This is a genomic window from Maribacter sp. 1_2014MBL_MicDiv (assembly GCF_001865655.1).
Taxonomy (GTDB): Bacteria; Bacteroidota; Bacteroidia; order Flavobacteriales; family Flavobacteriaceae; genus Maribacter; species Maribacter dokdonensis.
Genome location: NZ_CP011318.1, coordinates 1821355 through 1843984, shown reverse-complemented (window position 1 = coordinate 1843984; position 22630 = coordinate 1821355). Strand labels below are relative to the sequence as shown.

Below are 22630 nucleotides of genomic sequence, written 5' to 3'. Positions count from 1 at the left end.
AAGATATGAACGATGATCTTCATAGAATATTGATCAAGGGAGGGGTTACTTCCCCGGGTGAATTAAAGGATATAATTACCATGCTGGAGTCTGCCGGTCTTACCAGTGTAAACTTTGGTTCTAGACAAGATATTTTGTTTCCGTTGAAAGATGCTAAAGAAGAGCAATTGGAAAGTATTTCAAAATTCAATACTGATATCATTGCCAATAGATCGTATCAGAATATTGTAAGCTCTTACGTATCGGCAGATATTTTTGACATGACCCATTGGTTAAAGGGATCTACGTATTTATATATTTTAGAAGGTTTTGATTTTTTACCAAAACTCAAAATCAATATTACCGATCCTAAACAAAGACTAGTACCTATTTTTAGTGGCAATCTCAATTTTATAGCATCTGATCAAGAAGATTATTGGTATTTAAACATTAAACTTCCACACTGGAAATCATCTGCTTTTTATCCGGTTTTGATCTATAGTTGGGATATAAATTCCATTTCAAAGCAAATAGAGGAAATTCATGAAGACATTTCAGATATAGATGAGTTGTTCTTTGTAATGAACAAAAACTTGGAGACGAACAATAAAACCATGGAAAAGGAATTAAAGGTTCCTTTTCAGACCTTCCCGTACTATGAGGGTATGAACCGGTTGGGTACCGATCTTTATTGGTTGGGACTGTACTGGAGAAATAATAAATATGACCTATCGTTTTTAAAGGCGTTCTGTGGTTTTTGTTTAGATAATAGTATTGGTAAAATCTGTATTACACCTTGGAAATCTTTTGTGGTTAAAGGAATTAAAAAATCAAGTAGACCAGAACTTGAAAGGTTTTTGGGCAAAAGGGGAATTAATGTTAGGCACTCTCAGTTAGAGATGAACTGGCACGTACCAATTGATGACGGTGAAGCCCTTGAGCTTAAAAAATGTTTGGTCAGAAGTTTTGATCAAAATGATATTAGTACCTACGGTCTTACTTTTGGTATAAGCAATGAAGTGGGTAAGCGTTCGCACTTTGCCTCGGTGATTATTGAAAAGAATAGCTTGCCCACCATTGTTAAAGAGTTTGAAGTTCGCCCAACGTACAATGTGCTACATTTTGAACATTTTGATCCCAATAGTCAAAAGTATATTACTTACGCCCAGGATATTGATAAAATAGAACTGCCCGGTCTGTTAATGGAGTTGAGTAAGATGTATTTTGACCAACTAGGGCAAGTTGACGATTTGGAAAAAACTACAGATGTTGAGGTGGTTGAAACTAAACAGCAGTTATATCAATGTCAAGATTGCTTTACGGTATATGATGAATCATTTGGAGATGAAGATTTCAATATAGTTGCCGGCACAAAATTTCAAGATATAAGTGAGGCATATGAGTGCCCGGTCTGCTCCGCTCCTAAATCAAAGTTTAAGGAAGCCATGATACAAATGGGCTAATAACACTATATGGTTTTCTACTTGCCCTATATTCAATAAGTTAGTGTATATTTAATGGAGGTAATAAATTCGCTTTTGGAGTTAAAACTTAAAAAAGTGAAGCCATAATTTTGTGGTATTATTCTAAATAAACCAACACTCATGACCAGGGTAAATGTAAATGAAAGCCGTAAAGAACCGGTATTGGCCAAAGCATTAAAGTTCACTATTGTAATTGCCGTTATCGGTATTATGTTATGTGTACTGTTTATGGCTTTTGGTATTTAAACTTTACAGTTATTGAAAAAACACCGTAATCAGCCTTACCAGTTTTCTACTATGGTTGCATTACAGGAAGTTCAAGTATGCGGTCTGGTCCGTAGAATTTTAAAGCAATACCGAACACGATTACCGATAATACCATACCTATCATAAAAATGGTATATGTCCATCTTAGAATGCGATACTTTCTTTCCAGGACCACACCCAGAAAATATAGGTCTTTAGTTAGAGAACTATATATATAATCCTTGTCCTTTATAAGTTCTTTCATAGCCCAATTGTACTGCTCTAGTTTCATTTTGTGAAAATTACCGAAGAACAATAAATTGACTTTTTTGGTGGTAACCTCTTCTTCTGTAAACTGCCCAGTGGTTACGTTAGGTTTTGTGGCAATAATGGACATTACCATAGAAACTACACTAAAAACGATGAACAAAAAGGTAGGGTAAAATAAATAATCGTTTGTGGGGTTGTCTAATTTGGGCACCAAATTAGCGAGCGCCATAGATATGATAATGGCATTTACGGACAATAGGATGTTTGCCTTGGTGTCTGCAATGTCACTAAGTTTTAAATGATTTTGTAACGTAACCCTATACAATGTCTGTATTCCCCTATCTGGCAGTTCTCCTTTAAATTTAGCTTTTAAACTTTCTTTTTTTACGAGCTCTTTGTGCTTTTTTCTTACTTTAATGAGTCTCTTAATATTTTTGTCTTTGCCCTCTTGCCAATTATTTATGGCATAATCTGTATAAAAGCGATGATTGGTACGTAAGAGTTTTATATTCTCTTCTCGCCAATCTGCCGTTGTAAAGCTTTGTTTGCCAATAAGGGCGAGTTCTTCACGTAAAAGCTCTGTAGATGCAACAAAATTTTTAATATGAAAGTGTGATGAGTCTGCATCGCGAATTATTTTCTCTAATTCGTTTACTGGCTCGTAATTTTTTTTAGTAGCCATAATAAGGCTACAAACAACTTCAGAGAAGGAAACGGACATTTTATATTCTGCCAAGAAATCTTTTACCAATAGGCAACTTTGCTCTTCGTGATCGGTATAAGATTTTGTGTAGCCCAGATCATGAAACCAAGCGGCAACTAATAATTGTTCACTTTCTTCGTCTGAAATATTCTCTCCTTCGATCAATTCTTTAGTACTCTCTACAACACGTTGGGTGTGCCTAAGATTATGATATAAAAATCTTGGGTCAATATTGCCGGTCAAGAGATCTGTGGCAAATACTTCGGCTTTTGAAACTATTGTAGACATAAGTTTAATGAAAAAGATAATACTTTAGAAATGTACAAAAATTATCTGCTTATGTTAAATGGATATTCCAAAACCAACCTGAATAAGATTACTTTCCTTAGAATTAAAATACCCAATATTAAACGTAAGTGCCTTTAAGCTGCTGATCCAAAAACCGCCGCCTTGGGAAGTATGCCAAACATTTGAACTTTCATTGGGCATCCATACCCTACCATAATCAAACCCACCATACATACCAATGGTCACAGGAGATACAGCGGTGATGTAACGCTTTAGTTTTAGTTTAAGATCTGAAGATTGGTAGAAATAAGACTTGCCGGTAAAACGTTCATCCCTAAATCCTCTAAGTCCGTTACCACCACCAATAGAGGGTGTATGGTAAAAATATACATCATTGTAATCAAAAAGTCCTTTGTATTCCGCAGTAGTACTAAATACAAGGTTTCCCTTATGTTCTAATTTATGGTCAAAACCTACTTTCAAAGAAGCATAACCAAACTTGTTGTCATTATTGACGATATTCATTTTATAACCAGCGGAGAAGCCAAAGTAAATTGCTTTTGATGGAAAATCACCTGCGTCATCACGATCATATTCCCCCGTCAATTCTAGTCCTCCGTAGTTTTGGGTTTCAAATATTTCATTATTAAGATTGTTACTATTGAACAATCTGTCTGGGTTGTCATCTACCTTAAACGACTCAAATAACCCTCTGATACGAAGGCTGTAATATGCTAAACCGGCACTTGCCTTGAACATTCTAATTCTGCCTCTATAATAATCTCTATCAAGGGCATCTTCATTGTTTACAGTTTCGTTACCAAAGCCAAAAAAGTTCTTTACATAACGATCATTGGCAAAGTAGGCACTTGTTTCAAAATTCCATCCGGGGAAAACACTTCCGTAAATACCGGAGTAAGACAGTTCAGCAGCCTTAAAATTAAAGTAGTAATTGGCACTAATGCTATGCTGTTGTCTAAATGAATTACCGTCTATTCCTTTTTGGGTATAGGTGTTTGATGCTCCTAGAAAAAAACCATCGTCTGTTCTAAACCCTAATGTGGGCACCAATACGTTGGTATTAGGCTCAAAATATCTAAAATGAAAAGTGTTCGTCTTATAATTATCGGTTAATAGGGTTTTAGGTTTTTGATCTTGAATATCAATCTTTTCATGTTCCCAATCGTACAATTTTACTTTTTTCTTATTGCCTATGGTGTAAGTATCGTCACCATAACCTCCAATTATTCTTAATTTGGTTTTAGGGTTTTCTTCACCTTCAACAACAAAAACATCATCATCACCTAAACCATAGATATAGACTTCTTTCGTTAAACTATCATTGAATGTTCTTGAGTAGACCAATTCATTTTTTTCATCACTTAGAATACGTTTTACCACAACCTTGGTCTCACCATTTTTCATTCTGGTCATGGTAAAGATGTCGTCTTTTTCAGTACCGAGTACGGCTACAATTTTATTAAGGTAATTTGCATACGCTTCAGCGGTTTTGGGCAATGTTTCTAGTCGTTGTTTTAAACTTTGCTTAATATATTCTGAAGTTTCATCTTGCACCGCCAAGGGCAAACGTTTAAAGGCTTTTTCTATAACCTCTGCCGTCATTCCATCTTGTATGGCTCTTGCCTCTTCTACCCATGCCTCTGGTCCGTAGCCAGTGGCCAATGTTCTATCTAGTCTATTACCGGAAAGGTTCAGCCATTTTACATTATCTACATCCTCATCATAGGTTTCCCAATTTCTTGTACCGGGAACAAACCACTGTACAAAAGGGATTACTTTACCATCGAACCTTGGGAATGCATTGTCCCTATCTCTTGGAACGGGCATAAACTCTTTTTCACCATCCGGACTTTCATATTCGATCCACCTCCATTGATCTTGGTGGCGGTCCCAATCGCCAATAAGCATATCGAAAATTCTAGCTCTAATAAAGCTCTTTTCATCTACCCCATAAGACTCATCGCTCTTTATTTTTTCTAACATATCAGTAGTACTTTCATAGTCTACCACTTCACCGGAATTTTCATGGATCGTTCTTCTATAGCCCTTATAATGTGCTTGTTCTTCAGACGGTCTACGCTCTATATAATATAATTCATCACCATAGTTTTCATTGAACTGTTTAAGGCTGTCTTGCTTTGGAACATAGAACAAATCTGTATCAGAATGGTTTATTCCTACGGATTTAGCTAAGGGATTAATGACCAGCTGCATGTATGGGTGGGCAGTGGTAAAGAAATCTGAAATTGCTTTTTCTGCCCAAGTATCTTGATAATCTTGCGTGTTATACGATATGCCCGGAAGTTTGAATTTTAAAAACTTAAGCGCGCTTTTCTTTAATGATCGCATGGCATATTGTTTGCCGTTTGCATCTTCTAAACGAAGGGAGAAAGATTGGTGTCCGCCTCCTTCTTTAACAACCGATAGACCTCCGTAAAGGGTGTCTAATTGAACTATGGGAGCTTCTACAGGCTGACCGTAATAGTTACGATAACGCTCTCCCCACAAAAATTTATAAAATCCACTTTTATTGTAATCCTTTGGGTCGTCTAAGATATGGGTCTCTTCTATTTCCTTACCATTTGCCGTAAATTGATTAAATTCTTTTTCAGGTTCTTTTTTAGCAAGGACATTAAAGGTCTTGCTAGATGAAAGATCGTTTTCAGAAACAAACGTTACTTTAGAACTACCATCTTTAAAATAGTCTAGCCTTGCAAAGCCACGCTCGCCATACACATATTCACCATGATAATCAATAGAACCACCAATGGCGGTAATTCTACCAGCTGTTAATTTAGCAGCACTTTTTTCTCCTAAAGAGCCACTTACTATTTGGTGAATGCCACCACCTTCCAATAATTGCAGACTTTCTTCATGACCGGAAATCAAGGTAATTCTATCATTGGCCTGTGCCAAGGCACTTACTGCAATACGTAGATAATTATATCTTCTGGAATTTACATGTTCAGGATTAAACGCACCCAAGTCCATCACGGCATTTTTAATAGTACCCACTAACGGTAGTGGTGTAGCGTGATCTTTAACCGTTGTTTTACCTGCGTAGGTACCGTTGGTAAATACGGGGTGATGCATGGCTATGACAATATTCTTGCCTTGGCCATCGCCTATGTACCCTTCCAACTCCTCCATAAATCGTCTACGGGTAATAATATCAGAGCATTTTTTGTTAATGTCTTCAACTCTAGACCAGTTAGATACAAACCATTTCGAATCCACTAAAATAAGATCAAGGTCGTCATTTATGACCTTGTGTTCTATAGGGCAACCATTATTTGGAAGTACAGCAGTGTTTTGTCGTTCAATATCCTTCAGATAGTTTTCTACTTTTTCTATTTTATTTAATTTATAACTTTTCCATTCGTTGTTACCAGGCAAGAATATGGTTTCTCCCTTAAAATTAGATATAAGATCTAATTGTTGTTGAATAAAAAGGCTATCGATCAGCCAATTATTGGTCTCGGGAGATATATTATCACCCGTAAAGACCAACGTACTATTTTCTGTAGCTAGATCTAGTTCTTCTTTAAAGCGCTGTAAAAGTGCATTGTTAGGTACCGAAGATGCGTTGCCCAGACCGCCTGCAATGTAGAAGGTATGGGTAATATCATTAGTATTTTCCACAGTTGAGTCACTGTGAATATTGCTTTGCTCTTTGTATGTTGCGCAAGAAGATATAAACAGTAAAGCAATTAGAATACTAAAAGGTTTTACGGTCAAATAATTTGCCCAAGAATGGTATGGTGGGTTGGTCATATAAATATTTAAGTTGATACTGGTCTAAGAGGTTTTTTTAATTGGTAAAAAACACGTTTGATACAATGATGCCAATTATAAGAATAACCAAAAATGATATTAAAATGGTTACGCCCAGTTTTGTTTTTTTGTTTTTCTGAAGGATAAATTCCCTGGTTTCTTCTTCGGGTTCTTTTACGAACTTTGTCTCTTTTGTATTCTCTTTCATGTTTTTATTTTTTAATGTATACTGTTTTTTTGTTAACGAATTCCAATATGCCTTCCCTAGACAGTTCTCTACCATAACCTGAAGCTTTTGTACCTCCAAATGGTAATCTAGGGTCAGATTTCACCATGTCATTGATAAAGAATGCTCCATCTGGAATTTGTGATATCATATCCATAGCGCTATCTATATCTTGGGTAAACAACATACTACCCAGTCCAAATCTAGAATTGGTCGCTAATTGTATTGCCTCTTCTCTATTTGCCACTTTGGTAATAGCAGCTACAGGACCAAAAGTTTCTTCTTTGAACACTGGCATTTCTTTGGTAACATTGGTAAGTATGGTTGGTGAAAAGTAGGCACCATTTCTTTCATTGCCCAGTATAACTTCTGCACCCATATCAATGGAATCCTGTACTTGTTTTTGAATTTCTTCAGCCAAATCTTCCCGCGCCATAACACCGATAAAAGTTTCTTTATCCATTGGGTCACCTACTTTAAAAGATTTAATTTCTGCGGTGAACTTTTCTATGAAGTCATCATAAATATCAGCACATACAATGAACCTTTTTGCGGCAATACAACTTTGTCCCGTATTCTGCATACGAGCAGTGGCCATTGTTGATATGTATTGGTCCAGATCAGCATCTTCCCATATAATACATGCATTGTTCCCACCAAGTTCCAGGACAGATTTTTTAAGATTTTCACCTGCTGTACGGGCAATAGACCTACCTGCTTTCTCACTTCCGGTGAGGGTTACGGCCTTAATATCTTCGTGGGCAATAAGTTTTTCTATTTCTTCATGACCGGATTTTATACTTTGAAAACACCCTTCTGGATATCCGGCATCTAAAAACAATTGCTCTATGGCCAGAGAACATCCCGTAACGTTTTTTGCATGTTTCAATAAAGCGGTGTTACCAGCGGTCAATGTAGGTGCTGCAAACCTTAACACTTGCCAAAATGGATAATTCCAGGGCATAACCGCTAAAATGCATCCTAAGGGATCATGACTAATAAAACTTTCATCTGCATCTGTATCAATAAGTTCATCGGCTAAAAGGTCCTCGGCATTTAAAGCATAAAAATCACAGACCCAAGCGCACTTTTCAATTTCGGCAATGCCTTGTGATATTGGCTTGCCCATTTCTTGGGTCATTAGCTTGGCGTATTCCTCTTTACGTTCTATAAGCAACTCGGCTACATTGGTCAACAATTGACATCTATCTTCAATTTCCATGTTGGCCCATGAAGTTTGGATTTCCAATGCTTTCTTCAACTTAGAATGTACAGACTTACTATCATCTAAAGTATAAGTAGCTATGGTATCGCCAGTGTATGGGTTTTTTAAATCGTAATCTTTCATAACGGCAAATTTAGGTGTAAGGAGTTATGTGTATTAATTCGTTCCATATTATTCTTAACCCTTTAAGTTAGGTATTGTTACGGTCAATATTATAAGGTTTTGAGTTAAGTAATTGTATAGGTATTAAAGATCTTTGTTGAAGATGATAGCTAGACCGCTATTATTGAATAAAAGAAACGTTTAATCTAAAATTTAAAATATGAACAATAGTGGAAATACATTATTAGCAATTATTGCAGGTTCCGCCATTGGTGCAGCCTTGGGAATTCTTTATGCACCGGATAAGGGTGAGAATACAAGAAGATTAATTGCAGATCAAGCAGCATCTACAAGAGATAATTTTACAGAAAGTGCTTTAGATATAAAGAACAGAGTAGTATCAAAAATGTCTGATGAAAGAGAGACTTTAGATACCAGGGTAGAATCTTTGGTTTCTGATATAAGTTATAAAACCGAAGATGTTATTTCAACATTGGAGAAAAAATTGGCCGAGTTAAAGACCAAAAATAAGAAACTGCAGAAAACAGTATAAATGGGAGTAATTGATTCACTTAACGAAACGTCTAATAAAGCTATTGATGTAGGAGAGGTTTATTATAAAAAAACCCAAGAATACTACAGGCTAAAAGTGTTTCAACAATTAACTATGACCACTGGTATGCTGCTGAAAACAGCTGTATTTGGTGGTCTTGGTTTTATGGCACTTGTTTTTATTACGGTTGCCGGCGTTGTGTACTTGGCAAAGATTATTGATAGTATGGTAGGCGCATGTCTAATTGCCGGTGCTTTCTTTATCCTTTTATTGATATTGGCCTATTTATTTAGGAGCAAAATTGATAATCTGTTGGTGAAAAAGCTGTCGGTCAAATTCTTTAATTAAATAGAGCTATGTATAAAAATTTTGAGGAAGTAGAGTTTCATTTAAAGCGCTTGAAGTTAGAGCGTGAAATTGCTTTAGAAGAACTTAAGGGCATAAAGAATGACGTAAAACAAGATTTGAGTCCGTACAACTGGGTTTCCACTGCAATCTCCGCTGCCAAAAAATTTGGAATGCTTTATTTGGTACGTAAAGTGGTCAAATAAAATATATAACCATTTGAAAAGCATAAAAAAAGCACCTCATTAAATGAGGTGCTTTTTTTATGTGTAATGTTTGTTGATGTTATTCTTTGGTCCACGCATCTAACATCCAACTTACTTTTTCAATTTCGCCAATGTATCCACCGATCATATCAATGGTTCCTTCATCGCCACCAGCTTCTGCAACTTTAACAACCTTGCTCATTTGCTTTAGTAAGGTCTCATGCTGATTAAGTATATTTTTTACCATTTCGGTATCAGAGATCAGGGAAGACGTTTCTTTGATGGACGACATTTCAAAATATTTTGAAAATTCACTGGTTGGGTTATCTCTTAACGTTAAAATACGTTCAGCTATTTCATCAATTTTTATTCTAGCGTCTGTATACAGCTCTTCAAACTTAATGTGTAGGTCAAAAAAGTTTTTACCGGACACATTCCAGTGATAGCCTCTTAAGTTTTGATAGTAAAGATTGTAATCTGCCAACAACGTATTTAATTCATTGACAATTGGTTTAATATCCTTTGATTTTATATCTAAGTAGCTCATAAAAATTTGTTTAATTGTTTAATACAAAATTAATTATGTTAACGGTAAGGTGTTGACCCAGAAAGCTTAATGATCAACACTTTAACCTTTTTTAACGTTAGTAGTATTATTAGGGTTTTACAAGGGGCTTTAGGTTAATGTATGAATAGTTTATTTCACCAACATGTTCATACTCGGTAGAGTTTTGTTTTAAGGAACCCCAATCAAATTGATCATCCAAATTGTTCTCTTTGTAAAAATTGGTCAAGCCTTCGGTAAACAATAAATACTCGTTCATTCTTACCTTATTCTTTAAAAGCTTGTGGGCAATGATAAGGTCTTCGCCAAACAGCTTAATGCTGTTACCAACCTTGGTCAATGCTATTTCTTTTCCATAATGCAGGATTATTTTAAGACCTAATATTTCCGGTATAGAAGCGGCATCTTTATTTTTCTTATATTTTTCTCTCAACGCATCCAATTCTTTGTAGAATTCAGTGTAGAATATTCTACACTGTTCAATGAGTGCTTGTAATGACGGCATTTCTCCGGTCTTAAAAAAGAGTACGGCATCGCCTTCAATTTCAGAAACTTTTAATCCGATCTTATTCGTGTAGATGATCTGATTTAAAAGCGCAGGAATAATTTTTGAACTTAGCTCAAAATCCGTTTCGCTCATAAATTCAGTAAAGCCACTAATGTCCGGTATACAAATTAACATGGGTGATCCTTTCATAAGCGGCGGTATAAAGATATTGGGGCAAGGTAGAGAACTTCTATTATCAAAAAGACCTCGTTTCATAAAAATGATATCACAATCCAACTAGCAAGTGAAAAGTCATTTAGGCTATAAAACAGTTTTTTTGGGCACTAAAAAGATGACCGCATTATTTATTTTTGTTTCACAATATATTAAAAAGAATAAACAAAAAATAAATGCGTTTCACTTTACTTCTCTAAAAATGAACTATTCAGAACTATTGGCTAGTGAGCCCCATGATATTGCTGCCCATATGCAGTTAAAATATGTAGATAGAGAAGCCTTGACCATACAAAGGGTGAAAAAGAAAGACAAGTTTCTGTATTTTCTGAAGAATAAACCTTTGCAAAAAGAAACTGAACTAAAAAGGATAAAAAAGTTAGTTATTCCACCTGCTTGGCAAGAAGTTAAAATAGCATCGATAGCCAATGCACATTTACAAGCAGTGGGCTATGACTTAAAACATAGATTGCAATATAGATATCATGAACTTTGGCTAAGGGTAAGAAACCGTACCAAGTTTTTGAGAATGCACCATTTTGGGCAGGCATTGCCCAGTATACGCAAACAAGTAGATGAAGATTTACAATTAAAAGGTTGGCCAAAAGATAAGGTGTTAGCACTTATAGTTAGGTTAATGGAAGAAACGCATATTCGAATAGGCAATGAACAATATGCTAAAAGAAACAAGACCTATGGGCTGTCTACACTTAGAAACAAGCATTTAAAAACCAGTAAGAACAAATTAAAGTTTGAGTTTACAGGTAAAAAGGGCAAAAAACATAGCATAACTCTTAATAATAAACGTTTGCGTAGGTTGGTACTTCAATGCGAGGAGATACCAGGTTGGAATCTTTTTCAATTTTTTGACGAGGACGGAATTAAAACCAATGTAGATAGTGGTATGGTCAATGAGTATCTACAAGAAATAAGCGGAGACCTATTTACTGCAAAGGACTTTAGAACTTGGTCTGGCACCATTATATTTTTTGAGTCATTGCTAGAGAATGCATCAACCAATGATGAAACCCAAATTAAAAAGAATGTAATCAAGGCTTTTGACGCCACGGCCAAAGCCCTTGGTAATACCAGAAATGTTTGTAAAAAGTATTATGTGCACCCATATGTGGTAAGCACCTATGAAAATGGAGGATTAAAAAAGGTATTTCAGAATTTGGAGAAACAGTCCTCGTCAGCATATCAAACAGCGGCAGAGAAAGCATTGATAAAATTAATTTCGGATTTTAATCCGTTATTGAATTTGTCCAAAAAGAATTAGGTTATTTTCAATTTAACCGGCGCGGTCAACCTCGCTCTCACTTTTTAGAACGTAATCACCATCATCTTGTTTTATATATAGTGCTTTATCGTCACTACTGCCATTTCTAGTAACCTCACTTCCTTTTATGGTCTTTGTGGTTTTAGATGTATACGTTTCTTCTACAGTACCTTCTGCAGTACCATTACCCCATGACCATTTTACTACTGTCCCTTTTCTAATCATACCTATTTATTGTTGTTTGTGCATTTCCATCACTTCTAGTTTTTTGGAGAACCAGTGATGGAAATTACCTTTTTCAGGGGCACAAACACGAGAACTAAAATTTGATATTGCAATTTCTATAATATTTGAAATTATTGTGTGAAATGCCGCATTTATTTTTTGCTCTAAACACCTGAATATTAACCCAATTCAAAGGAGTTAATGCTTCTTTTTTTAAGGGTAAAAAGAACCAATGATCACGTATATATTTGATATTAAAACAATACGATGATAGATTTTGTTATAGGGACATCGATAATAATTGGTCTAGGTTATCTAGGTTTTTTGGTAAACGAATATTTGATAGATAATACTGTTGAAGATTTGGGCAAAACCCAAAGAGATGAGTTTTGCGAAATTGATTTAGATCATATGTTGATGTATTCCGATCAAAGCAAAGCGAAAGATTTGAACGAGCTAAAAAGAAAATTACAAGATTTTAAAAACAGAAATAAATTTTACAAGATGTAATAGTGATCAACATCTTTAAAAAAGAGGTCACGTAATTAAAACTATATAAAATGAGTACATATACAGAAGAAGTTGGAAATAAATTAAATGAGTTGTTGGAGAAAACCTATGATGCCGAGAAAGGCTTTAAAAAAGCGGCCGAAAACATTGATAACCCTCAATTAAAGGCGTTTTTTGAATCAAAGGCAAAACAACGTTATGATTTTGGTCATGAGTTAAAAACAGAGATTATGTCATTTGGTCAGAAAATTGATAAGGGTGATAGTATTACCGGTAAAGCACACAGAGCTTGGATGGACGTTAAAGCCTTATTTTCAATTGATAATGTAGAATCCATGTTAGAAGAAGCTATTAGAGGTGAAAAAGCAGCTATTGAAGAGTATGAAGATGTATTGGAAGATACCTCTTTACCGTCTACCACGGCTACAATTTTAAGAAGTCAAAAAGAGGCGATCAAAAATGGTTTGTCCAATATTAAAATTTTAGAAGACGCACGATAAACAATAGTGTTTAAACTAATGAAAGAGGCTTATTTAAGCCTCTTTTTTTTTGGATCGTATGCAAGAATTTAAGGAGTACATAAACTTATTTTTAATGCGTCATCATTTTTAGTTTCTGCAATAAGAGATGCTTGCTAAATAACTGAACTTTACGTCTAAAGCAAAAGATTGATATGTATTTTAAAATTTCGAATACAGCAAAGATGAAGGAGATAGAGCGAGACGTAAATGCTTTGTTCAAATATCCCAATTTATATACCCCCCAAGTTGTTATCAGCGGTCTAACCGAAGTGTCTATACCCATAGTAACCATGGATGAGCCAAACACAATATCTTTAGCTATTTGGGGTCTATTGCCCAGTAGTTTTAATGAGGATTGGGAGCTCTTTCAAAAGCTGACCAATACACTCAATATACCCACCCATAAGATGGATACAGAAATCTGGTATCATGATTCTTTTCTGAACAGAAGGTGTATAGTGCCCGTTACGGGTTTCTTTACATCAGTACTAAGAAATGGAGAAATTTATCCTTATCACGTTAGTAGAACAAACGGTGAAATATTATACCTGGCAGGTATTTATACCATCTTGGACGATGGGTTTTTAACATGTTCGTTACTTACAGGACCACTGGAAGAAGTGGTTATAGACTATCAGAATTTAGTGGATTACATGCCTAGCATTATAGACCATGAAGATAAACAAGAATGGCTATCTGGTGATATTTCAGTAGAACAAGCTAAAGCACTATTAAGACCACCGCATAGAACAGATCTTGCGGTAAGACCGATTGCTAAAAGTCTTTTTAATCAAGACATATCATACGATAGCATGCTCAACTCTTGCGAGTATCCTGAAAATTAACGTATAGATGAGTTTTTGTTCTTTATATGCTTTCTATACTCGGTTGGTAGTATATCATATGCTTCAAAGAAAATTTTAGAGAAATAACTTCTACTTTTAATTCCTATGGCATAAACTATTTCTGAAACGGAGAGATCGGAATTTTTTAGATAATTCTTAGAAATTTCAAGCTTTAAAGATCGTACATACTCATTGACCGTTTTTGAATATAAAATTTTAAAACCTAATTGTAATTTTTTAGGGCTTAGTCCAGACTCTTCACTTAAGGTGGTAATTGATATATTCTCGGATATATTTTCAATAATATAGGTGGTCAATTTGTGAATTTTTAGAATATCCTCTTTAGAAATAGCTTCAGGTAAATTCATATTTTCTTCAAAATTTTTATGTTCTAATAATTGCAGAGATAGTATAAGATAGACCCTACCCTCTAGTGATAAGGATCTTAGCATAGCGTTGTCAATATCTATGTTGTTGAGCAATTTTATTTCTTCTGCAATTCTTAGACTATAACTACCACCGTGTTGAAAAGCGGTGTGGCATTCATTGTCATTGAAAATTGAAACCAATAATTGATTTAATTGCGAAATGTCATTGTTCTTTTTTTGTAAATATTCTTGACGTTCTACCCGTATAAAATTGATCTTTAAATGCTCACCTTTTGGAAATAGAAATGTTTTTTTGGCATTTCTTTTATGAGAGATAATCGTATTTTGAAACTGCTTAAGCCTATTGAAAGCATCGGTACAGTTTTCGCTATACTCAAAATAGCCTTTTGTAATAAAAATGAATTCAATTGGCGATAGTTCATCGGTATCAAACACAATTTTTACATCTTCGTTAAGCTTTAAGTCACAATCAATTAGAGATAGGCCCCAATTAAAATCAATGGTTCTCAGCGTACCTTTTCCTGTGCTATTATTGAAGGTTATGATTTTTTCGCCCCAGTCACCTTTAAGTTTACCCTGCAAACACGTTTGTATCTGGGTAAAAATGTTTTCTGACTTAGTACTATTTATAATCAACTCCCTCATTGTTTTATCATTGGTATACACTGGTAATTGCATACTACAAAACAACTGTAAAAAGCAGAATTAGGTTAACACTTTTGAAATGTTAATTGACACAAATGGGTACTTTTAATTTTGTATGAAATGTTAAAAAATGAATGAAAGCAACTTTGATTAAATTTAAAAAGCATACCTAAATAGCAGTGGTATCATCTTTTTCATTGGTAGCTTCTAATTTTTGCATATACTGTTTTGGCGACATTGAATATCGTTCTTTAAACAATTTAGAGAAGTAACTTCTAGAGGTAATACCAATTCTATAAGTAATTTCAGTGATGTTCAAATGAGTACTTTCCATTAAATGCCTGGCTTTTTCCATGCGTTTATTTTGAGAATATTCCTTGACCGAAAGTCCAAATAAGCTTTGAAAACCATTTTGTAGTGTATTTTGATTTAAGCCTACTTTTTTTGAAAGTGTTAAAACATCTGGTGCCTGGTCTAAACTCTCATCTATAATATTTGCGGCGTGTTCTATTTTAACAACGGTAGATTGTCTAAGAATTGTTCTTTTTTCGCTTGGGGAGGCGTCATCTACATATTGCCTTAGATGGTGCGCCAGTATTTCATAGCACTTACCTTCAATAAATACACTTTTTGTAAAACCTTGATCTTCCGTTTGGTTGATTTCCTCAATACATTTTGCAATATCAAGGCTATAATGAGCTTTGTGAAAAAAAAGGTTAATACCGTTAACATCTCTAAACAGACCCTCTAGGTCTTCGTTCATTTCCGGTAAAAAAGACTCAATTTTTTCTTCGAACAATTTTCTATTGATCTCTAGGCTAAAAAAGCAAACAGGTTCTTCGGCTTTAAGTGTAAGTACATTTCCGTATTTACTGTTACAAGAAAAAATGGCACTTTCTAAATGCTTTATTTCTGTTTGTTTTTCTTGGCCTTCAAACTCATGCCTAATACTCTTTTCCCTATTAAATACAATTTCCAATGGCTGCACTAAAGATTGATTAAGCACAAACCGTGTGTCTTTCTTAAGGGTAATATCAACATCTAAAATGCCCACACCATGAGAAAAACTAATTGCTTTTATATGACCGGTACCAGCCTCTTTAGGGATATCCATACAAATTTCATTGTTCTCTTCCCTATAATCAACATCTAATCTGTGGGCAATATCCTTTACGACATCAACCACGTTCAACTCCTTAAACTCTTTTTTTGTACCCATACTAATTGGATTATGTGTACAAGATAAGTCAATTTACGAAAGGATATTTGGCTTAATAAGGTTTTAGATTAACACAAAAATTTAGGTAATGAATTATACGTTAGTCAATTAGCCATATTGTTTGGATGAGTTAAGATTTAATTTTTTACAACCAAGCAAAACAGGGTATTAGTGTCATTTTTGTACCAACAATAATGAGATACTGCTTAGAGCATTTCATTATGAACAATCAAAATATTAACCTAATTATTAAAATCTATATTATGAAGAAGTCACTATTAATGTTCTTATTTGCTATTATGACTGTGAGCGTTGCAACCAGTTGTAGAGAAGAAAAATCAGCAGGAGAAAAAATGGAAGAAGGTATTGAAGATGTTGGTGATGGTATTGAAGACGGTGCAGAAGAAGTTGAAGATGCGGTAGAAGATGCTACTGACGACAACTAGTATAAAAATTGCTATGAAATTTAAAGCCAGATAGATTTTCTACCTGGCTTTTTTATGTTTGGCCTATAGGCTATTCTTTTTTGCCATTGCTGGTAAGTACATCTACCAGGCCATCTTGTAGGTTTATCCACAAATAATTGAAAAACGATTTATGTTGTGTGCGTTCAACGGAAATTGTACCATACCTAAAACCGTTTTCATCAGCTTTTGAGCCATCGTTAACAAATAAATTACCAATAAAGGAAAGCACTTTTTTTACACCGTTTCTTTCTTTGTTCAACAACTGAAATTTAAAATCTTCATATCGCATTTTGATGTCTCCGCTAGAGGTGTATTCATCACCCGATATGGTAAAATATAGTTGTTCAATGGTTCCGGTAGTTTGGGTTCTTAAGTTGGGTACAAGAAAATCGTTTAGCTTTTCAGTATAAAAATTTGAAAGCTTGCCAGATATTAAAAAAGAATCATGTGGATCGTTCACGTTGAAATTCCAATCTAAGTGCAGTGCACCGGCATCCATTAAATTAGCGTTTAGCTTAATGTTTACTGTATTGTTAACTGTTGTCAAATTGGATAGATTATTTATATCTGCATTTAAATTGGTAAAACGTAAAGCACCCGCTTTTACATTATTGGGTGCATTTTCTTTATAAACAATTGTTCCTTGCTGAATTAAAATGGCATCTATTGCTATTATAAAGGGTAGTCTTCTTAACAGTGTACCGTAAAGAGGCTTTGTACTAAAATCTTCCAATGGAGACTTATCCCTATAAATTTCTAGGTTGGGCTCTATGAGTTTTACTTCTTTGAAATTAATTTGAAGTGAATCTTTGTTGGCCACATAATTGTGATCGTTGATAGAAATAGCCGGAATTGTTAAGCTTACATGATCTCTCTCATAGGTAATTTGCTTACTGAGTTCTGCTTTAGAATATTTGGTTAAAAGAGAAATATCAGTCATGTCTATAGAAGAATTGTTCATCACTAAAGAGGTCATTTGCAGATTTTCGTATTCCCCAAGGGGAGCTTTAAATTGCGCTATTTCTATTTGATAATTAGAAAATGTAAACGGAACATATTTGGTAATTGTCTCGGGGTCGGTAGCTACATCTTTTAAATGAAGACCTAAAGATGCTACTGAAATGAGTTCAACTTCTTCATCAGCGTCCCAAATTTCCACAACACCAGATTCGAACTTTAATTCTTCAACAAAAATTTCTTTCAGGAGATTAATGGGATTGCTTTTGTTGGCAACTACGTTGTTAGGGTCTTTTGGGCAAGTTTTAAAATGAAGATGAGGTGTTGACAGTGTCAAGGTTTTTATATGAACAGACTTTTGAAAAAGTATTTTCCAGTAACTAAATCCTTCAATGGAAAGCTCGTTGGCATTTACTCTTATTTCACACGAAGAGGTTTGCTTGCCTAAACTGACTACGGCAACGTCGGTAAAAGCAATGTTGCCCTCTAATAGGTTTATTGCAAGTTTATCATATGAAAAATTAATGTGATCGGGTACTTTTCGCTCTAAAAAACTGATAATTTCATGCTTCATTTTCCATTCGGCAAGCATATAACCACCTATGGAGAAAATGAGAATAACAACTAGCCATTTTAAAATCTTTGACATAAGGTAAAAGTTAGAGCGTAACAAAAGGTAAAGTACCTATTTGTTGAGAAGTAGATTCTAAAATGGGATTTAGGACCTTGTTACTTATAAGGCTTTTCTATACCCGCGCTGTCAGGGTCCATATATTGCTTAAAATCCGATGCGCTGGTAAGTTCTATGAAATCTTTTCCTTTAATGACAATGGCATTTTTTAAAAGACTAGGTTTTTTATCTAAAATTTTTAACCAACCATCATCATCTAAATTAACGGTTTTATCGCCATACTCATCCTTAAAATCCGGGTGGTCGGTATTTACCAATTCAGAGATGGTCTTACCTAGGCCATCTGCTAACTCTGCCCATTGGGTGCCGGTGACATTTGTCTTAGAGATATCTATTGTTAAATGTTCTTTACCAGAAGATTCCACGTAAGCGTTCAATTGCTTACCAATTGAATTTTCTGAACTGTAATAAAGGGTTATCTGTTTTTTATCCATAGCAATTACTCCCATCACTTTTTTTTAAAAGTACTCACAACCACAGGGAGTAATTAACTCGTTTAAAACTAAAAATATCTTGAAAGGTTAATTAGGGGTAACACCGTGCGATTTTATAGTATATTGTTGATAAACAATTTATAAGGTGGTGAATACTTTTTTTTGGGTTGCATATATAGCGGTAACGCTGTGGAGTATCGTCAATATTATTTTCAATGGATCAAGGGCAACTAAGATGATTAGTTGGTCTTTGTCTGTTATAATATTTCCTTTTTTGGGTCCGCTGTTATACTATTTGTTCGGTATTAACAGAAGAAAATTCAAGCTGTTTAAATTAAAACAAACAGAGAAAAGAAGGTTATATTCTGAAACCTATAAAGAGTTGGAGGGCGGCGAACAAAGCGTTCATGATTTTGATGACTACAAGAGAGATAAATTAGCATCACTAATAAGAAAGAACAGTTATTTTGCTCCTTATGAAGGTAATGAGGTAACCTTGCTCAATAGTGGAGAAGAAGCCTTTGGAGCCATATTCAAAGCCATTAAAGGGGCTAAGAAATTCATACACATCCAATACTATATTTTAGAAGATGGAATGTTGTTAGACAAGTTCTATGGACTGTTCAAAGAGAAGGTAAAAGAAGGTGTAGAAATTAGAATGTTGTATGATTCTTTTGGTAGCAATTCAATGCGGGGTAAAAGAGTACAGCGATTTAAGGATATTGGGGTCAAAGCATTTTCTACGATGCCCATTCGTTTTGGAAACCTCTTGTTTACTCTTAACTATAGAAATCACAGAAAAATTGTAATCATAGACGGTAACGTTGGTTTTACCGGTGGTTTCAATGTGTCCGATAAGTATATGAAGCCAGTGTCAGAGCTGGGAATATGGCAAGATTTGCATGTACAGATCAAAGGGCCGGCAGTAAATAGCTTGCAGCGTGTTTTTGTAAAGGATTATCATTTTGCAGGTAAAGAAGAATTGTTGCTACAGGATAAATATTTTCCCAAAGTAGACTCTTCTGGCAAAACGGTTGCGCAGATTATTTCAAGCGGACCAGATTCTAGATACCCTGCAATTATGCAGCAATATTTGGCAATGATCAATATAGCCACCAAGAGTATTTGCATTGCCAACCCTTATTTTATCCCTGGTGAGCCGGTCTTGGAAGCCATAAGAATTGCGGCATTGAGCGGAATACAGGTCACATTGTTGACCCCAAAGATTTCAGATTCATTGTTGGCACAATACAGTATGTTCTCAACTTTTGAAGCATTGCTTGAAGTGGGCGCCAATATATATTTAAGACCAGATTTTTCTCATAGCAAGGTCATTATTATTGATGGGGAAATAGTATCGGTAGGCTCAGGTAATTTTGATTACAGAAGTTTTGAGCACAATTTTGAGACCAATGCTATTTTATACGATAAAGAAAAAGCTTCTGAAATAGAGAAGTTGTTTGAATCGCATTGCACCGATGAGGTTAAAGTTGACCTTGAGGAGTTTAAAAAAAGATCCCCATTTAGTAAGTTTTTAGAAGGGCTTGCCAAATTCTTTAGTCCACTATTATGATTACACCAGAATCCGTTAAAAAATTAAACTATTTAATCCTATTTATATTCAGTTTCCCTATGGTTGCATCTGCACAACATATAATTCCAGAAGTAATAACCAAAGAAGCAAAAATTGCGCTTTCCCATTATCCGGAACTTACAGATGTTGCTATTGAATTTAAGTTCAAGAAGAACATTAAAAAGTCTACCATGCAGGCACAGCCTTCTTTTTGGAGTGTTTTTAAATCAAAGAAAAACAGGTCATATAAAATATTGATAAGCGAAAGAATAAAAATTGCCGATTCTGTGTACTATACCAAAGACATTCCGTCAGAAATTATGATCGGATGGTTGGGTCACGAACTTGGGCATGTGATGGATTATCAACAGCGCAGTGGGTTGAATTTAATTGCATTTGGGTTTAAATATATAACCTCTAAAAGTTATATACGTGAAGCAGAACGCCGTGCAGATTCTTATGCGGTAAACCACGGTATGGAAACCTATATACTTGCTACAAAAGAGTTCATTTTAAAGAAAGCTGGCTTAACCCAAAAATATGTGGATAGAATTAAGAATTTCTATCTATCCCCAGAAGAAATAATGGTATTGGTAGAAGAGAGAGACGCCTCACTTAAAGAATAAGGTAATAGGCTTTATTGATGTTTTTTAACGAAAGCTTCCCACTCGGCAAACTTTTCCTCTTTCATAACTCGCTCCATTTTTACTTGTCCGCCTTTCTTTTTGTTACTATCGTTCCAATCGTAAAAAACTTCTGGATCTACCGTGAAAACCTTCACTCCTTTCAAAGCTTTAGACCTGGCAACCTTGTAATTTTTATTGGCAGCTTTTAATGATTCGTCAAGTTTTTCCGCAATCTTTTCAGGGTTTTGAGTAGCGGTAGTGCCTAGGTACCAGGTATGGTAAAATTCATCATCATACTTTTTTGCACAAAGGGTGTATTCTGGTACTTCAATGTCAAAAGTTTCCATGATATCTTGTAGCGCATCATCCAATTTATTGACAGATAACTGTGAACCCACGGTGTTTAAGAAAAATTTGGTGCGCCCCGTAATTTTTATTTCGGCACGTTCCACATCTGTGAATTCTATAGTATCTCCAATTAGGTAACGCCAAGCACCGCTGACCGTACTGATAATGAGCACGTAGTTCTGTCCTTTTTCAACTTCAGAAAGAGTTAATGATGGTGCATTTTGAGAAAGAGAACCATCTTCAAGAATATAATCTGGATCAAAAGGAACAAACTCAAAGTAAATACCATTGTCGGTCACCAACTTCATGGCATCGGTTTCTGGTCTTGCTTGAAAGGCAATAAACCCTTCAGATGCCAAATAGGTATCAATTACCGTAACGGGTTTGCCCATTAAGGCGTTAAAACTCTTTTCGTAGGGACCAAAAGCCACTCCACCAGATGTGTAGACCTGTAGATTGGGCCATATTTCGTGAATGTTGTTAAGGTTGTGTTTTTTAATGACCTCCTTCAGCATTAGTTCTATCCAAGAAGGAATTCCGCTTAACGCTCCAATGTCCCAGTCCGCAGCCTTTTCTGCAATCTTTGCAACACGTTCGTCCCAATCATCAATTTGGGCAATTTCCTTTCCAGGTTTATAATAACCACTAAACCATGACGGAATGTTACTGGCACTAATACCACTGATTTCACCTTCTAAATGATCATCGTTTTCAACCAAATCCGTAGAACTGCCCAGCATTAAAATGCCGGTTTCAAAGAAATCTGCCGGAAGATCGAAGTTTGAAATGGCCAGCACCTGCTTTATACCTGCTTGTCTTATGGCATCTATCATGGCATCTGTTACGGGAATACGTTTACTTGTTTTTCCAGTAGTACCGGAACTCAGTGCAAAATAATCGGGACTACCCGGCCATGTGACATCGGTTTGTCCCTCATGTAAGTTATGCCACCAAGCGTCATTGATTTGATTATAATCAAAATAAGGAACAGCATTACGAAATGCCTGTTGAGGGTTGTTGCTCTCTAGAATATCTTCAAATGCATACGCTTTACCAAAAGAAGTGTCTTTTGCCGTTTCCAATAGGTTTTGAAGCACAGCCTTTTGATCTTCAATCGGTTTGTCTTCACCGGTAATTTTATCGGTAACATTGATAATCCCTTTAATAAAGTTTCCTATGATATTCATGAGCCA

The 22630-nt window shown here is 35.2% G+C and carries 24 protein-coding genes; 12 read left to right on the top strand and 12 right to left on the bottom strand.

Annotated features, from left to right (window positions below; all coding sequences use genetic code 11):
• Positions 1–5 precede the first annotated feature (5 nt).
• Both YQ22_RS07765 and YQ22_RS19380 read left to right on the top strand, forming a co-directional pair.
• Positions 6–1442, top strand: a complete 1437-nt coding sequence (locus tag YQ22_RS07765; RefSeq protein ID WP_071340721.1) for a rubredoxin — start codon at positions 6–8, stop codon at positions 1440–1442.
• Between the two features lie 141 nt (positions 1443–1583).
• Positions 1584–1709: a hypothetical protein gene (locus YQ22_RS19380; protein WP_257786213.1), complete on the top strand. Its 126-nt coding sequence runs from the start codon at positions 1584–1586 to the stop codon at positions 1707–1709.
• Positions 1710–1758: 49 nt separating this feature from the next.
• Here YQ22_RS19380 and YQ22_RS07760 read toward each other — a convergent pair whose 3' ends face one another.
• From YQ22_RS07760 to YQ22_RS07750, 4 genes are read right to left on the bottom strand one after another with little or no spacing between them, the layout of a single operon-like run.
• The gene (locus YQ22_RS07760; RefSeq protein WP_071340720.1) at positions 1759–2970 is read right to left on the bottom strand and encodes a Pycsar system effector family protein; all 1212 of its coding nucleotides are present in this window, start codon (positions 2968–2970) and stop codon (positions 1759–1761) included.
• A 54-nt stretch (positions 2971–3024) separates the two neighbouring features.
• On the bottom strand, positions 3025–6765 hold the full coding sequence (locus YQ22_RS07755; RefSeq protein ID WP_071340719.1) for a hypothetical protein: 3741 nt from the start codon (positions 6763–6765) through the stop codon (positions 3025–3027).
• A gap of 37 nt (positions 6766–6802) precedes the next feature.
• Positions 6803–6973 carry a hypothetical protein gene (locus tag YQ22_RS19080; protein ID WP_156894544.1) on the bottom strand — a complete coding sequence of 57 codons (171 nt, stop codon included), beginning with the start codon at positions 6971–6973 and terminating at the stop codon, positions 6803–6805.
• 4 nt (positions 6974–6977) lie between these two features.
• Positions 6978–8339 carry an NAD-dependent succinate-semialdehyde dehydrogenase gene (locus YQ22_RS07750; protein WP_071340718.1) on the bottom strand — a complete coding sequence of 454 codons (1362 nt, stop codon included), beginning with the start codon at positions 8337–8339 and terminating at the stop codon, positions 6978–6980.
• A gap of 199 nt (positions 8340–8538) precedes the next feature.
• On the opposite strand from YQ22_RS07750, the gene YQ22_RS07745 reads away from it, so the two are divergent.
• From YQ22_RS07745 to YQ22_RS07735, 3 genes are read left to right on the top strand one after another with little or no spacing between them, the layout of a single operon-like run.
• Positions 8539–8871, top strand: a complete 333-nt coding sequence (locus YQ22_RS07745; protein ID WP_071340717.1) for a YtxH domain-containing protein — start codon at positions 8539–8541, stop codon at positions 8869–8871.
• Complete coding sequence (locus tag YQ22_RS07740; protein ID WP_058104647.1) at positions 8872–9219, top strand: hypothetical protein; 348 nt, start codon at positions 8872–8874, stop codon at positions 9217–9219.
• An 8-nt stretch (positions 9220–9227) separates the two neighbouring features.
• Positions 9228–9422, top strand: coding sequence for a hypothetical protein (locus YQ22_RS07735; RefSeq protein ID WP_036150676.1), 195 nt, complete (start codon positions 9228–9230; stop codon positions 9420–9422).
• Positions 9423–9501: 79 nt separating this feature from the next.
• Here the strand turns inward: YQ22_RS07735 and YQ22_RS07730 are convergent, their stop codons facing one another.
• Complete coding sequence (locus tag YQ22_RS07730; RefSeq protein ID WP_071340716.1) at positions 9502–9969, bottom strand: Dps family protein; 468 nt, start codon at positions 9967–9969, stop codon at positions 9502–9504.
• 109 nt (positions 9970–10078) lie between these two features.
• Entirely contained in the window at positions 10079–10684 is a 606-nt protein-coding gene (locus tag YQ22_RS07725) for a DUF2652 domain-containing protein (RefSeq protein ID WP_058104649.1), read from the bottom strand.
• Positions 10685–10910: 226 nt separating this feature from the next.
• On the opposite strand from YQ22_RS07725, the gene YQ22_RS07720 reads away from it, so the two are divergent.
• Positions 10911–11987, top strand: coding sequence for a DNA topoisomerase IB (locus YQ22_RS07720; RefSeq protein WP_071342536.1), 1077 nt, complete (start codon positions 10911–10913; stop codon positions 11985–11987).
• Positions 11988–11999: 12 nt separating this feature from the next.
• Here the strand turns inward: YQ22_RS07720 and YQ22_RS07715 are convergent, their stop codons facing one another.
• Positions 12000–12212, bottom strand: coding sequence for a DUF2945 domain-containing protein (locus YQ22_RS07715; RefSeq protein WP_071340715.1), 213 nt, complete (start codon positions 12210–12212; stop codon positions 12000–12002).
• Positions 12213–12479: 267 nt separating this feature from the next.
• Here YQ22_RS07715 and YQ22_RS07710 point away from each other — a divergent pair, with 267 nt between their 5' ends.
• From YQ22_RS07710 to YQ22_RS07700, 3 genes are all read left to right on the top strand, one after another.
• A complete protein-coding gene (locus YQ22_RS07710) occupies positions 12480–12722 on the top strand; it encodes a hypothetical protein (RefSeq protein WP_071340714.1) in 243 nt (80 codons plus the stop codon).
• Between the two features lie 50 nt (positions 12723–12772).
• Positions 12773–13222, top strand: a complete 450-nt coding sequence (locus YQ22_RS07705; protein ID WP_071340713.1) for a ferritin-like domain-containing protein — start codon at positions 12773–12775, stop codon at positions 13220–13222.
• Between the two features lie 203 nt (positions 13223–13425).
• Positions 13426–14088, top strand: a complete 663-nt coding sequence (locus YQ22_RS07700) for an SOS response-associated peptidase (RefSeq protein ID WP_198033523.1) — start codon at positions 13426–13428, stop codon at positions 14086–14088.
• On the opposite strand, the gene YQ22_RS07695 is transcribed toward YQ22_RS07700, so the two are convergent.
• Together YQ22_RS07695 and YQ22_RS07690 are read right to left on the bottom strand one after the other, a co-directional pair.
• Positions 14085–15155: a helix-turn-helix domain-containing protein gene (locus YQ22_RS07695; RefSeq protein ID WP_232231366.1), complete on the bottom strand. Its 1071-nt coding sequence runs from the start codon at positions 15153–15155 to the stop codon at positions 14085–14087. The two genes, YQ22_RS07700 and YQ22_RS07695, sit on opposite strands and share 4 nt — an antisense overlap.
• Positions 15156–15291: 136 nt before the next feature.
• Positions 15292–16341: a helix-turn-helix domain-containing protein gene (locus YQ22_RS07690; protein ID WP_071340711.1), complete on the bottom strand. Its 1050-nt coding sequence runs from the start codon at positions 16339–16341 to the stop codon at positions 15292–15294.
• A 263-nt stretch (positions 16342–16604) separates the two neighbouring features.
• On the opposite strand from YQ22_RS07690, the gene YQ22_RS07685 reads away from it, so the two are divergent.
• Positions 16605–16787, top strand: coding sequence for a hypothetical protein (locus tag YQ22_RS07685; protein ID WP_071342534.1), 183 nt, complete (start codon positions 16605–16607; stop codon positions 16785–16787).
• A 70-nt stretch (positions 16788–16857) separates the two neighbouring features.
• On the opposite strand, the gene YQ22_RS07680 is transcribed toward YQ22_RS07685, so the two are convergent.
• Positions 16858–18414, bottom strand: coding sequence for a DUF748 domain-containing protein (locus YQ22_RS07680; RefSeq protein WP_071340710.1), 1557 nt, complete (start codon positions 18412–18414; stop codon positions 16858–16860).
• An 80-nt stretch (positions 18415–18494) separates the two neighbouring features.
• Positions 18495–18905, bottom strand: a complete 411-nt coding sequence (locus YQ22_RS07675; protein WP_071340709.1) for an arsenate reductase family protein — start codon at positions 18903–18905, stop codon at positions 18495–18497.
• A 133-nt stretch (positions 18906–19038) separates the two neighbouring features.
• On the opposite strand from YQ22_RS07675, the gene cls reads away from it, so the two are divergent.
• Together cls and YQ22_RS07665 are read left to right on the top strand one after the other, a co-directional pair.
• Positions 19039–20463, top strand: a complete 1425-nt coding sequence (gene cls, locus YQ22_RS07670) for a cardiolipin synthase (RefSeq protein WP_071340708.1) — start codon at positions 19039–19041, stop codon at positions 20461–20463.
• Positions 20460–21089, top strand: coding sequence for a hypothetical protein (locus tag YQ22_RS07665; RefSeq protein ID WP_335626976.1), 630 nt, complete (start codon positions 20460–20462; stop codon positions 21087–21089). The genes cls and YQ22_RS07665 overlap by 4 nt, the downstream gene beginning before the upstream one ends.
• Before the next feature lie 11 nt (positions 21090–21100).
• Here the strand turns inward: YQ22_RS07665 and YQ22_RS07660 are convergent, their stop codons facing one another.
• The gene (locus YQ22_RS07660) at positions 21101–22624 is read right to left on the bottom strand and encodes a GH3 family domain-containing protein (RefSeq protein WP_071340707.1); all 1524 of its coding nucleotides are present in this window, start codon (positions 22622–22624) and stop codon (positions 21101–21103) included.
• Between the last annotated feature and the right edge of the window lie 6 nt (positions 22625–22630).